This window comes from Pedobacter sp. Leaf216 (assembly GCF_001421515.1).
GTDB lineage: Bacteria > Bacteroidota > Bacteroidia > Sphingobacteriales > Sphingobacteriaceae > Pedobacter.
Genome location: NZ_LMKM01000012.1, coordinates 503,249 through 514,520 on the forward strand (window position 1 = coordinate 503,249; position 11,272 = coordinate 514,520).

Consider the following 11,272-nt stretch of genomic DNA (forward strand, 5'->3'; position numbering starts at 1 on the left):
GTCAAGTTTGAATGGCCAAAGTGCTATAAAACTTGACTTCTTTGTTATTTACTTCTTTTTTAGTACATAAACCGGCCGGTTAGAATCTGAAGAAACTTGCTCTGTATAAACACTAAACAACTCATAGCCATAGGCCTTCATCTTATTCACTGCATCAATTGCTGAATTAAATCCTAGTTTTTTATCATTATCATCCCTAATGTACTGCTCGCTATAATCGCCAACCTTTTGCCCATACTCCAGCGCAATCCATTGTTTATCTGCCAGAAAACTTTTTGTTGCACGGATCTGAACAAAATCCACGTGGATATCCGTCAATTTTACGCCATTTACATTTTGGGCAATGCCACGCGACAGCCCAAAGCAAGCGACGAACGCCGCTGCAAGAATTAATTTTTTCATGTTGTGTTTCTTTTGTGTGTAATTCTAAATTACAAAGAATACATGATGTTGTTGAAATGAATTGTAACAAATACTTCAGAATTAAATCTTAACCTAAAAAACACAATGAACTTTTTAGGCAATATCATCTGGATTATTTTTGGTGGCATCTTTATTTTCTTCGAATACATTATTGGAGGCTTAATCCTTTGCTTAACGATTGTAGGTATTCCATTTGGCATACAATGTTTTAAATTTGCCTTTGTGGGGCTTGCTCCTTTTGGGGTTAAAATAACCGATACATCATCAAATACAGGTTGCCTTTCTACCATCATGAACCTGATTTGGATTTTATGTGGTGGTTTCTGGATTGCGTTAACCCATTTGTTTTTTGGCATCCTACTTTGCATTACCATTGTAGGTATTCCATTCGGTCGTCAGCATTTTAAGCTAATGAATCTGGCTTTTACACCTTTCGGGAAATCGATTTCATAATTTGAGGTAACTATTGGATCAATCCTATTGATTTAGAATGTTCAATCGCCTCTTCACTATTATTAAACAAACAAGCCCTAACATTTTTACCTTCTATCTTTCTAAGCAGTTCTAACGCTTCTGCTTCTTTTTCAGGGCGAATATTACGGATGTAAACTGCTTCGATATTTTTTGGATATTTCTCTACTATGGAAGCATAAATTTGAGGGTCATGCTGCGAATTATCACCAAAAAATACAAACTTCTGGTTCGGAAAAGCATCCAGGATCCGCATTACCCTCAATAATTTACCTTCATGCCCTGTTTTGCCTGTTTTAATTAAATCTTTCCACCGCTTTAAAGTATTTAAAAGAAAAGCACCATCAGGTAGTTTATTAAATTTAAATGTTTCTACCAAATAATCGTAAAGATTCCACTCGCTGCTACTTACATAAAAGAACGGGTTGGGCTGATTGGAATCGGTATGCGAAAGTGCAAGTTGCTGGTAATGGCTTGCAGCAGCAGGAAAAGTTTTCCGGGTGTGTGGATTTTTGATAAAAAGCTCTCTCAACCGTCGTCCAATAGTGGCAGAATGCGAAATCATTACCGTATCATCCACATCAGAAATGAAAGCATATTGCGTAATGTGTGGCACATAAATTTTTCCTTCTCCATTACCTAACACACTTCCATCCTGATCAATTGCTTCTACCATCACATCATGCCAGCCCGCGGGGATGTCGTTTTCAGCTTCCCATTCGAATTTAAAAAAGCCATCTGCTTCGGCTGTATTGGAAATGATCTGGTTAAAAAACCGTAAACGGACATCAGCAAAAGCATAAGGTTTTAAAATAAAAAGCTTTAAGAGATAAATGATGTTAACCAGTATATTATTGCTATAAATCTGCTTTGTTTTCGCTTTATGCTTAAAAACGTGCCCATAAACAACAAGATTGTGGGTATGGCCATAACCATGATATACTTTTACACTAACAGATTTATTCATTGTTATTAAAACAGAGTTAATTAAAAGTTGTTTGTGATGTAAACATAAGTTAACTACATGAAATTACTATTTATAATCAATCCGGGCTCTGGCAGTCACGATATAAACTTAAAAGAAGTAATTTCTGCACATTTCGAGGCAAAAAATACCGAAGTAGATTTATTTGAATTGCCTAAAGATTGTTCCATTGATAAGATTAAGGAAAAAATTAACAGTTCTAAAGCAGATCGGGTTGTGGCCGTGGGTGGCGATGGCACATTAAAACTGGTTGCAGAGTGTTTATTAAATACCGAAACACCTATTGGGATTATACCAGCAGGTTCGGCTAATGGCATGGCAAAAGAACTGGGCATACCAACAGATATTGAACAGGCTTTGGCCTTTTTGGATGGCGGCCGACTCCAAAAAATTCATGTAGTTAAACTTAATGAGGAAATTTGTATCCATTTATCCGATCTTGGTTTCAATGCCTACCTGGTTAAAAAATTTGATGCACTACCCGAACGCGGAATGTGGGGCTATGCAAAAGCTACCTGGCACGCATTGTGGAATCACCGCCGGATGGAGGTACAACTAAAACTTAAAGATGAAACCATAACCTCTAAAGCTGCGATGGTGGCCATTGCCAATGCGACCATGTATGGTACTGGCTTAAAAATAAACCCGGATGGAAAACTGGATGATGAGCTTTTTGAGGTGGTTTTGGTAAAAGATTACTCTTACATGGAGATATTAAAAATATGGATAACCAAACTGCCATTTAACCCTAAAAAGATTGAAGTATTTCAAACTGCAGCGGTAAAAATTTCTTCAAAACACAAAGCGCACTTCCAGGTTGATGGTGAATATATTGGCCAGGTAAATACGGTGGAAGCTAAAATTATTCCAGCTGCCATTACTGTTGTGTTGTCAAACGAATCAGCCCCTGATGCTATCGGGTAATGCACGATGAATTCTAATTGTAAAGTACAATCTGAAAAACTCAGCAATAAAACAAACCCGGAATAGGATATCGAACCAGCGATCGCCCAGATGTAATACTTCTGGCAGATAAGTAATGAAACCGATAGAAAAAACCCATACCACTAAACGGAATGGAAATTGAATGTAGTAGGTTATAAAACCAAATTTTTTAAGTAAAATTAATCCTATTGCCGAAATAAACAACGATACGAACAAGGGCAACAGTAAAACTACTTTAGCTTGTGAGAGTACCTGATCTGGAATTTCGTTCAGGTGAGATAAAATCTGCCAAAACTGCTTTGCCAGCAATATGATGCTGATAATATCCAATAAAGCAAAAAATCTGGTGGCGTTTTTCATTTACTTACAATTTTTTGCCAGATAATCGTCGGCCAGTTTACTCCCCATATACTTAACGAAAGTAAAATCTTCGCAGGCTCCCTGTTTATCGCCTTGTTTTATCTTTTTCAAACCCATCTTTATCCGGTCGCCTAAATATTCATCATCTATACCGAGTTGATTTTTTATGGCAATAATCTGAGCTTCCTGCCCAGGCTTTGCCTGATCGATGTTTTTATAAAAGTTGATTACTGAATTTGTTAAAGCCTCTTCGGCCTGATAACTGCGGATGGATTCTTGCATGGCTTCGCTTGATTTCCCTTCGCAATTGTAGCCAGACAGCACAAAGTTAACAGGAACAACGATCGATACCGTGGTATCGTAACCCACCGGAACCTGCCATTTTCCGCTGCTCATCCGAACCAGACGTAATGCTTCTTCATCCAGATCGGACAAGATTCCTTTACTTACTTTCGAGAAATAAACCTTTCCCTCACCGTCGAGTTTAAAGCTCACATTTACCGTTCCCTGGATGCAGTTATCTTTAGAAAACTGAGGATAGATGGTATTTTCTCTTAAGAAATTCGTAAAGCCACTTTTCCCTGATTTAAACTGGACTTGTGCCATGGCAAATGAGCAGCATAAAAGTAGACAGATGGTGAATAGCTTTTTCATTATACTAATTTACGGTTTTAACCGCAGAGCACGCAAAGTTTTTCGCAAAGGGAAGGGAAGTTTTTTGCCACGGAAATCACATAAATTATTCCGTTTTAATCTATGTTTCTCTGGCTAAATAAAACCTCTTCATGTTCTCAGTGGTAATGCTTGGAAAACGTAGCCTTCAGAATAAAATTCGGATCAGGGCAATTGGCCAAGTACCTTTCCCTTTCGCTAAACTTGCAAACTCCAGGGTAATCGCCTTTTAACCCTTCCATATTTTCGATTAATTGGAAATGAAGGTGTGGCGGCCAATAACCGTTTTCTTCTTTTGCACCCAATGATGCAAATCTCGCTCCTGCGGCAATAAATTTACCTTCTTCTATACCCTTTAATGAATCCAAACTTAAATGCCCGTATAAAGCATTAAACTTAAATCCATCTATTTCATAGGCAAGAATTATTGTTGCACCATAATCGCCGAAGTTGTTGTTATTGGCAAAGCTTTGAACAGTAGCATCATAAAAATTATAGATTGGGGTGGCAACCGGTCCCCAGATATCTACGCCCAAATGTAATCTTCTGGGTTCTTCGCCAGTGTCAAAATGAGCACTTCGCGAATAAATGGTGCGGTGTTCATTGTAACCGCCAATTCCATAACGTGCATTATTGCCGGCAAGTTTTTCGTTTACCCAGGCAGAAAACAGATCGGTATTGTCTAAAATTTCATCCGTTAGCTCAGTATTTGCTGCTGTAAAATCTAAACTTAAAAGCTGATCCTGATTTACATCAAAATCTACAACTTTTTGGATCAAAGAAGCATTTGATTGGATAAGTTGCTCGAAAGTTTGCATGCTGATTATTTAAAAATGTAAACGAAATTATAAATATAGTGAGATAAGGCCCCACCAATTACAAACAGGTGCCAAAGTTCGTGACTGTGGATCCACCTGGACAACGGTTTATCTTTTGCATAGTAATAAGTTCCGGCGATGTAAAAAACACCACCGAATAATAACCAGAAAATTGCCCCAACAGGTAAAGCAACTAACAATTTTTGTAGCAAAGGCACAATTAAACAGCCCATTAAAATGTATATCGACAAGGAAATGGCGTTACTTTTTAACCGGTTAAAGATTTTAAGCAGGCAACCAACACTGGCAATAATCCATACTATGGCGAACAGACTCCAACTTAGCCAACCATCAAATACAAGCAATGCGGTTGGGGTATACGACCCTGCAATCATAAGATAAATGCAGCAATGATCGAATTTCTGCCAGAAACGCACACCATAATCGGTAACCGGATAGCCATGGTACATTGCACTTACACCAAAAAGGATAAAGGTACCAATACTATAAATCCATGCAGCAGTATATGCAATTGGGGTATGGCACTTTTGCAGCAATAGGTAACCTGCCGGAATTGCAATTAACGCCGGTATAAAATGTGTGAAGAAATTAATGGGTTCCCTTAGCTTCCTCACAAAGATTTATTCGCTGTCTTCGTCTTTTTGCCTTGGCTCTTTTGCAATTTTATCAAAAAGATGATCCATACGCTCTACATATTCATTTGTATCATCTACAAAGAAAGTAAGCTCTGGCACAACCCTAACCTGGTGGCGGATTCTGCTTCCTAGCTTATACCTGATTTCGCCTGCATGTGCGTTAACCGTATTGATAGATAGCGTAGTATTATTGGTATTAAAAAAGCTTAGGTAAACTTTGGCTACTGCCAAATCTGGCGAAACCCGAACCCGGGTAATGGTTACCAGTGTATTTGGCAAAAACGCAGCACCTTCGCGTTGAAAAACCTGTGCCAACTCCTCTTGTAATACTCCTGCAAATTTCTGCTGACGTTTACTTTCCATAGTGTATTTATCTGTCGGCACTGTGATGAGACCACGCAGTTTTTAATACTGCGGGTTTTATTTCTACATCCAATGACGGAATTTAATCTAATATAACAAATTACTATCATACGGGTATCTTGCCACGTGTGCGGCTTTAACCTTATCATACAATAGTGTTTTAAACTCTTCTAAGTTTTCTTTTTCTGTAGCCGATATAAACAACACAGGCACTTTATCGTGGCTCATCCAACTTTTCTTAAAGTCTTCAAGCGTTAATTTACCATCATCTGCTTCATCATCAAGTTCTGGCGAAACATAAGCATCAATTTTATTAAAAACTAAAATCATGTCTTTATCAATCGCGCCAATATCTTTCAATGTTTCGTTAACCGTATTAATTTGATCTTCGAAGTTTGGGTGCGAAACATCAACCACATGGATCAGTAAATCTGCTTCACGTACTTCATCTAAAGTAGATTTAAAACACTCTACCAAATGGTGAGGCAGTTTGCGGATAAATCCAACGGTATCTGAAAGCAGAAAAGGCAAATTCTCGATCACCACTTTCCGCACTGTTGTATCTAAAGTTGCAAATAGTTTATTCTCTGCAAATACTTCCGATTTCGACAGCATATTCATGATGGTAGATTTACCCACGTTGGTATAACCAACCAAAGCTACGCGAATTAACTGACCACGGTTTTTACGTTGTGTTTCGTTTTGACGATCGATATTTCTTAAACGCTCTTTTAACAAAGAGATTTTGTTTAAAATAATCCGCCTGTCACTTTCAATCTGCGTTTCACCCGGTCCACGCATCCCGATACCTCCTTTTTGGCGTTCTAAGTGAGTCCACATACCTGTTAAGCGTGGCAGTACATATTGTAATTGCGCCAGCTCAACCTGTGTTTTTGCCTGTGCCGTTTGCGCCCTGTTGGCAAAAATATCCAGTATTAGATTGCTCCTGTCTAACACCTTAACACCAAGTTCGCGGTCGATGTTGCGCAGTTGCGAAGGTGACAGTTCATCATCAAATACAACTACATCAATTTCTTCCGATTTTACATAAGCCTTTATTTCTTCCAGTTTTCCTGTACCCACAAATGTGGCACGCTCTGGCTTAAGCATTTTTTGTGTAAAAACCTTTTCTACCTTCCCACCAGCTGTATCAACCAAAAAGGCCAGCTCATCTAAATATTCTTTTGTTTGGGCATCTTTTTCGCCGGGTGTAACCACACCAACCAAAATTGCCCGTTCCTGCACAATGGCAGTATCATAAAATTTTTGTTTTCCCATGTAATTGCAACAAAGATACGAAATTTGCAAACTTGTAAATCCATTAAGAAACCATACGCGTGCAATAAAAGTTTTTAATTCCCTTTAGAGAAAAATGATTGTCAACGCTTCTATGGCAATACGACCAAATCAAACCAGTTAAATGTTTTTCAGGCGACTTAGGTGGTTAAATATTTTTTTTGAAAAACAGGGTTCAGCGTGCTTCGGCTACGAAAGTCCTGTTATCGCTTCAAATCCTCACTCGTACCTCGCTGTGGGTTTTCCGCTTTATCAGGTTTATTTAACAGAAGATTGAGGTCCTTAGTTTAAAGGTAAAGTGAAATATAAACCTCGCAGGTTTTAAAAACCTGCGAGGTTTATACAGTCTATATCTGCCCTACAAATTCCTTAATTGCAGCACCCGGATTATCGGTTTTCATAAAATTCTCACCGATCAGGAATCCGTTAAAGCCTGCTGTTTTTAATTCTTTAATTGTTTGTGGATTACTAATCGCACTTTCCGAAATCTTTAAAAAACCGTTCGGAATTTTATTGACTAAATCAAACGAGGTTTGAATATTTACAGTAAAATCTCCCAGGTTTCGGTTGTTTACGCCTATGGCATCTAGATTAGGGCAGATGCTTCGCTCCAATTCTTCCAGATTATGCACTTCTAAAAGCACATTTAAACCTAAATCTTTTGCAAATTTCCCAAAATCGTTCACTTGTTGAGGTGTTAAGATTGAAGCAATCAACAGAATAATATCTGCACCCCAGGCTTTTGCCTCGAGGATCTGGTATTCGTCGATCATAAAATCTTTCCTTAAAATCGGAATATCGTTTGCAGCTCTTGCAGCTAATATATCATCTGTTTTACCGCCAAAGAAATCTACATCGGTTAATACAGAAAGTGCTGATGCCCCTGCGGCATTATACGCCTGGGTTACTTCAGCAACATCGGCAATGCCATTAATTAAACCCTTTGATGGCGAACGGCGCTTAAACTCAGCAATAATGCCAGTGCGCTCTTCTGCCAATAAAAACGATTTAAAGGAATAGGGTGTTCTGTTAAAATGCACCGATTTTTCTAAATCCTGAACAGAGATTAAAGCCTTTGCGGCTGCAACTTCTTCCTTTTTACGTAATACGATTTTATCTAATATGTTCACCCCTAAATCCCCTGAAGGGGACTTTGACTTTCCATCATTCATATTTCTGTTATAATCAATTTTAAACTTTAAGTTACTTGGGTTTTCATTCCCCTTCAGGGGGCTAGGGGGTCATTAACCAATTTTGCATCATCTGTTTACCATACTCGGTAAGTACGCTTTCGGGGTGAAACTGTACACCACGCACATCCAATGTTTCGTGCCTTAAAGCCATAATCTCACTTTTATGATCTCTTGCCGTAATTTTTAAACACGAAGGAAAGTTGTCCTTACTTACCACCCAACTGTGGTAACGGCCAACATTTATTGTTTGCGGGCATTCCCAAAACAATGGCTCATCTCCATCCACAACGGTTACCGGAGTGGCAATTCCATGCATTGGTCTGCCTAAATTTAATAAAGTTCCGCCAAAAACCTCGGCAATGGCCTGCTGACCTAAACATACGCCAAAAATACTTTTTGTAGGTGCATAAGTCTTGATCACATCCAGCAATAAACCGGCCTCTTCAGGTATTCCCGGGCCTGGTGAAAGCAAAATTTTATCATATTTATCTACATCTGCCAAGTCGAATTTATCGTTTCTCCAAACTTCAGCTTCATAACCTACCTCATTAATTAAATGTACGAGGTTGTAGGTAAAACTATCATAGTTATCGATTACTAAGACGGTTTTTTTATCTATATTTTCCATTTTATTTCCTGTTAACGGATTTTACTCCAAACTAAAAACTCCCAACTATATACCCTCTGCCATTTGCAGTGCTTTACGCAGGGCTGCAATTTTATTATTTACTTCCTGCATTTCGGTTTCCGGAACAGAATCGGCCACAATGCCTGCACCGGCCCGATAATGCAATTCATTGTTCTTGCTCATAAATGTTCTAATCATAATGGCATGGTTAAAATCTTCATTAAAACCCATAAAACCAATTGCTCCTGCATAAAAATTTCTGCCGAGTTTTTCGTTTTCATCAATCAGCTGCATGGCTTTGTATTTTGGCGCACCACTTAAAGTACCCGCTGGGTAAGTATCTGCAACTACTTTAAAAGCACTTACATCTTCCTGCAAATGCCCGCTTACTTTGCTAACCAGGTGAATCAGGTGGGAGTAGTATTGTACTTCTTTAAATGATTTTACTTCAACACGGTTACAGTGTCGGCTCAGGTCGTTCCTTGCCAAATCAACAAGCATTACATGTTCTGCACTTTCTTTAGGATCCTGCTCTAGTTTACGGGCTTGTTCGGCATCTTCAATGTCGTTTCCGCTGCGTTTAAAAGTACCTGCGATGGGGAAAATATTTGCGGTATTGTTTTTAATGGTGATTTGTGCTTCTGGTGAAGAACCAAATAATTTGAAGTTCCCGTAATCAAAATAAAACAGATATGGTGATGGATTTATAGAACGCAGGCAACGGTAAACATTAAATTCATCGCCAGAGAAAGCTTGTTTAAATGCCCTCGAAGGTACAATCTGAAAAACATCCCCGCGGTAAATGTGCTTTTGAAGTTTCTCTACCAAATCCATAAAACCCTGATCGGTAAGATTAGAGCTTTCTGCACCGCGCAATTGAAACTTATATTCAGGATAATTTTTATTCTGAATCAGGTATTCCATTTTCTCCAATCCGCCTTCCTCCTCTCCTTCAAAAGTATTTTTGAAAAGCGTAATTTCATTTTTGAAATGATCGATGGCAATAATGTAGCGGTACAAATGGTATTGCATTTCCGGAATATCTTCACCCTCGGGTGTTTCAGAAGTAAACTTAATATCCTCAAAATGCTGCACAGCATTCCAGGTAAAGTAACCAAATAAACCGCTAGAAATAAACTTGATTTCAGGCAATTCAGTTTCTCTGAATTTATCTTTAAAATCGGCTATTTCATCAATAAGGTTTTTGCTTTCTGTAATTTCTACCGTGCCATCAGGGAAATAAGATTCCAATCTTGAGCCCTTTAAAATGATGCCCGCAACAGGATCTGCACAAACAAAGCTCATTGAGTTTTCTCTGCTGTGGTAATCGGAACTTTCTAACAGGATGCTGTTGGGGTACACATCACGTAAGCGTAAATAAATGCTCACTGGCGTTGTGGTATCGGCAAGCATTTTTTTGTAAGTCGTATTTATTTTATACATGATAAAGGTAAATGGTGTAAGCTATAGGGCTTAAGGTTTGCATTTCGTATTTTTTAACAATAAAAAGCCCGGCGTGTGGTTCTACGCCGGGCTTTAATGGTTCTTTAATAAGGTTTAGGTTGATAAACTATATTTTGTTCATACGCAGCCAGCGCAATCCGTTCGAATTACTTTGCCAAAGCCAGGTATGTATATTGTTGATCATGAGCCACAAAAATATAAAGAATTTTGAAAAATGGAAATATTTATGAAAATAAGTTTAGTAAGCGGTTAAAAGATGGAAGTGTTGCATCCGAATTAAAAGTTTCTTTTGCCCAATATCATCTTTTTGATCGGAGTGCAGCGCAGTTGGGAAATCTACTTAACAGATCTCTCCATTCAAGATGAAGATTCCTTACCCATTTCGTTATTGCGAGATGGCCTTTTCAGCCAGGGAAGCAATCTTTGATCGCTACAAGCCAGATATAACAAATCGCATAAAGCAATAAAAAAATCCTGCTCTTTTGAAGCAGGACTTTATATATTACATGTAGAAATACCGGTTAAGAAACCCCAAAGAATGATCTTCCCGGAACATCTTTAACCATTAATAAAATAGCTACAATAATTAAAATCAAGGCCAGGCCGAAGAAAACAGCAATAGTACGGTGTTTTGCAACTGCTTCTGTTACCTTTTTCGATTTTGCATTTCCAATCGTGATTAAAATAATTGCAATAATCATCATTGAGGTATGTTCTGCCTTAAAGTACCGGCCAATAGCATTGCTCATAGGTAATTTGGTTAACGGACTTAAAAAAAACAGTACCAGGCCAATCAAAAACTGAATATGTACACTAATCAATGTAAAAACATTCAGCTTGCGGTTACCTTCTGTGTATGTTTTATTGCCTAACCAGCCCGATAAAGCATTGATTACAGCGATAACCAATAAAATTAATACGATGTAGCGCCATCCGGAGTGCGCAGATTTTACGATGTTGTACATTTTTATCAAATATGTTTAGCCAAAAATAGTCAT

Annotated in this window: 14 protein-coding genes; 2 read left to right on the plus strand and 12 right to left on the minus strand. The window is 38.3% G+C overall.

The window, feature by feature from the left end; all coding sequences use genetic code 11:
• Positions 1-48: 48 nt before the first annotated feature.
• A complete protein-coding gene (locus tag ASE74_RS12020; RefSeq protein WP_055909081.1) occupies positions 49-402 on the minus strand; it encodes a hypothetical protein in 354 nt (117 codons plus the stop codon).
• Between the two features lie 105 nt (positions 403-507).
• Between ASE74_RS12020 and ASE74_RS12025 the strand changes: the two genes are divergently transcribed.
• On the plus strand, positions 508-876 hold the full coding sequence (locus ASE74_RS12025) for a YccF domain-containing protein (RefSeq protein WP_055909084.1): 369 nt from the start codon (positions 508-510) through the stop codon (positions 874-876).
• A 10-nt stretch (positions 877-886) separates the two neighbouring features.
• On the opposite strand, the gene ASE74_RS12030 is transcribed toward ASE74_RS12025, so the two are convergent.
• Complete coding sequence (locus tag ASE74_RS12030; protein ID WP_055909087.1) at positions 887-1,861, minus strand: App1 family protein; 975 nt, start codon at positions 1,859-1,861, stop codon at positions 887-889.
• A gap of 57 nt (positions 1,862-1,918) precedes the next feature.
• On the opposite strand from ASE74_RS12030, the gene ASE74_RS12035 reads away from it, so the two are divergent.
• Entirely contained in the window at positions 1,919-2,803 is an 885-nt protein-coding gene (locus ASE74_RS12035; protein WP_055909091.1) for a diacylglycerol kinase family protein, read from the plus strand.
• Here the strand turns inward: ASE74_RS12035 and ASE74_RS12040 are convergent.
• From ASE74_RS12040 to ASE74_RS12085, 10 genes are all read right to left on the minus strand, one after another.
• On the minus strand, positions 2,780-3,184 hold the full coding sequence (locus tag ASE74_RS12040; RefSeq protein WP_055909094.1) for a hypothetical protein: 405 nt from the start codon (positions 3,182-3,184) through the stop codon (positions 2,780-2,782). The two genes, ASE74_RS12035 and ASE74_RS12040, sit on opposite strands and share 24 nt — an antisense overlap.
• Entirely contained in the window at positions 3,185-3,838 is a 654-nt protein-coding gene (locus tag ASE74_RS12045; protein WP_055909097.1) for a TonB family protein, read from the minus strand. It lies immediately after the preceding gene.
• Positions 3,839-3,975: 137 nt separating this feature from the next.
• A complete protein-coding gene (locus tag ASE74_RS12050) occupies positions 3,976-4,674 on the minus strand; it encodes a peptidoglycan DD-metalloendopeptidase family protein (RefSeq protein ID WP_055909100.1) in 699 nt (232 codons plus the stop codon).
• Positions 4,675-4,679: 5 nt separating this feature from the next.
• Positions 4,680-5,309 (minus strand): hemolysin III family protein, encoded by a 630-nt coding sequence (locus ASE74_RS12055; RefSeq protein ID WP_162235809.1) that lies wholly within the window; start codon positions 5,307-5,309, stop codon positions 4,680-4,682.
• A gap of 6 nt (positions 5,310-5,315) precedes the next feature.
• Positions 5,316-5,693: a 30S ribosome-binding factor RbfA gene (rbfA, locus tag ASE74_RS12060; RefSeq protein ID WP_025143353.1), complete on the minus strand. Its 378-nt coding sequence runs from the start codon at positions 5,691-5,693 to the stop codon at positions 5,316-5,318.
• 87 nt (positions 5,694-5,780) lie between these two features.
• Entirely contained in the window at positions 5,781-6,971 is a 1,191-nt protein-coding gene (gene hflX, locus ASE74_RS12065) for a GTPase HflX (RefSeq protein WP_055909106.1), read from the minus strand.
• A 365-nt stretch (positions 6,972-7,336) separates the two neighbouring features.
• Positions 7,337-8,119: an indole-3-glycerol phosphate synthase TrpC gene (trpC, locus tag ASE74_RS12070; protein ID WP_055909523.1), complete on the minus strand. Its 783-nt coding sequence runs from the start codon at positions 8,117-8,119 to the stop codon at positions 7,337-7,339.
• Between the two features lie 103 nt (positions 8,120-8,222).
• Positions 8,223-8,810, minus strand: coding sequence for an aminodeoxychorismate/anthranilate synthase component II (locus ASE74_RS12075; RefSeq protein WP_055909108.1), 588 nt, complete (start codon positions 8,808-8,810; stop codon positions 8,223-8,225).
• Positions 8,811-8,855: 45 nt separating this feature from the next.
• Positions 8,856-10,253, minus strand: coding sequence for an anthranilate synthase component I family protein (locus ASE74_RS12080; protein ID WP_200912301.1), 1,398 nt, complete (start codon positions 10,251-10,253; stop codon positions 8,856-8,858).
• A 542-nt stretch (positions 10,254-10,795) separates the two neighbouring features.
• Entirely contained in the window at positions 10,796-11,239 is a 444-nt protein-coding gene (locus tag ASE74_RS12085) for a hypothetical protein (RefSeq protein WP_055909114.1), read from the minus strand.
• Positions 11,240-11,272 lie beyond the last annotated feature (33 nt).

Excerpts from the sequence above, each read along its gene's own strand:
- ASE74_RS12085 (WP_055909114.1), bottom strand. The coding sequence starts at position 11,239 with ATGTACAACATCGTAAAATCTGCGCACTCCGGATGGCGCTACATCGTA.
- ASE74_RS12080 (WP_200912301.1), bottom strand. The coding sequence starts at position 10,253 with ATGTATAAAATAAATACGACTTACAAAAAAATGCTTGCCGATACCACA.
- ASE74_RS12045 (WP_055909097.1), bottom strand. The coding sequence starts at position 3,838 with ATGAAAAAGCTATTCACCATCTGTCTACTTTTATGCTGCTCATTTGCC.
- ASE74_RS12030 (WP_055909087.1), bottom strand. The coding sequence starts at position 1,861 with ATGAATAAATCTGTTAGTGTAAAAGTATATCATGGTTATGGCCATACC.
- rbfA (WP_025143353.1), bottom strand. The coding sequence starts at position 5,693 with ATGGAAAGTAAACGTCAGCAGAAATTTGCAGGAGTATTACAAGAGGAG.
- ASE74_RS12025 (WP_055909084.1), top strand. The coding sequence starts at position 508 with ATGAACTTTTTAGGCAATATCATCTGGATTATTTTTGGTGGCATCTTT.
- ASE74_RS12040 (WP_055909094.1), bottom strand. The coding sequence starts at position 3,184 with ATGAAAAACGCCACCAGATTTTTTGCTTTATTGGATATTATCAGCATC.
- ASE74_RS12050 (WP_055909100.1), bottom strand. The coding sequence starts at position 4,674 with ATGCAAACTTTCGAGCAACTTATCCAATCAAATGCTTCTTTGATCCAA.
- ASE74_RS12075 (WP_055909108.1), bottom strand. The coding sequence starts at position 8,810 with ATGGAAAATATAGATAAAAAAACCGTCTTAGTAATCGATAACTATGAT.
- ASE74_RS12035 (WP_055909091.1), top strand. The coding sequence starts at position 1,919 with ATGAAATTACTATTTATAATCAATCCGGGCTCTGGCAGTCACGATATA.
- ASE74_RS12020 (WP_055909081.1), bottom strand. The coding sequence starts at position 402 with ATGAAAAAATTAATTCTTGCAGCGGCGTTCGTCGCTTGCTTTGGGCTG.
- hflX (WP_055909106.1), bottom strand. The coding sequence starts at position 6,971 with ATGGGAAAACAAAAATTTTATGATACTGCCATTGTGCAGGAACGGGCA.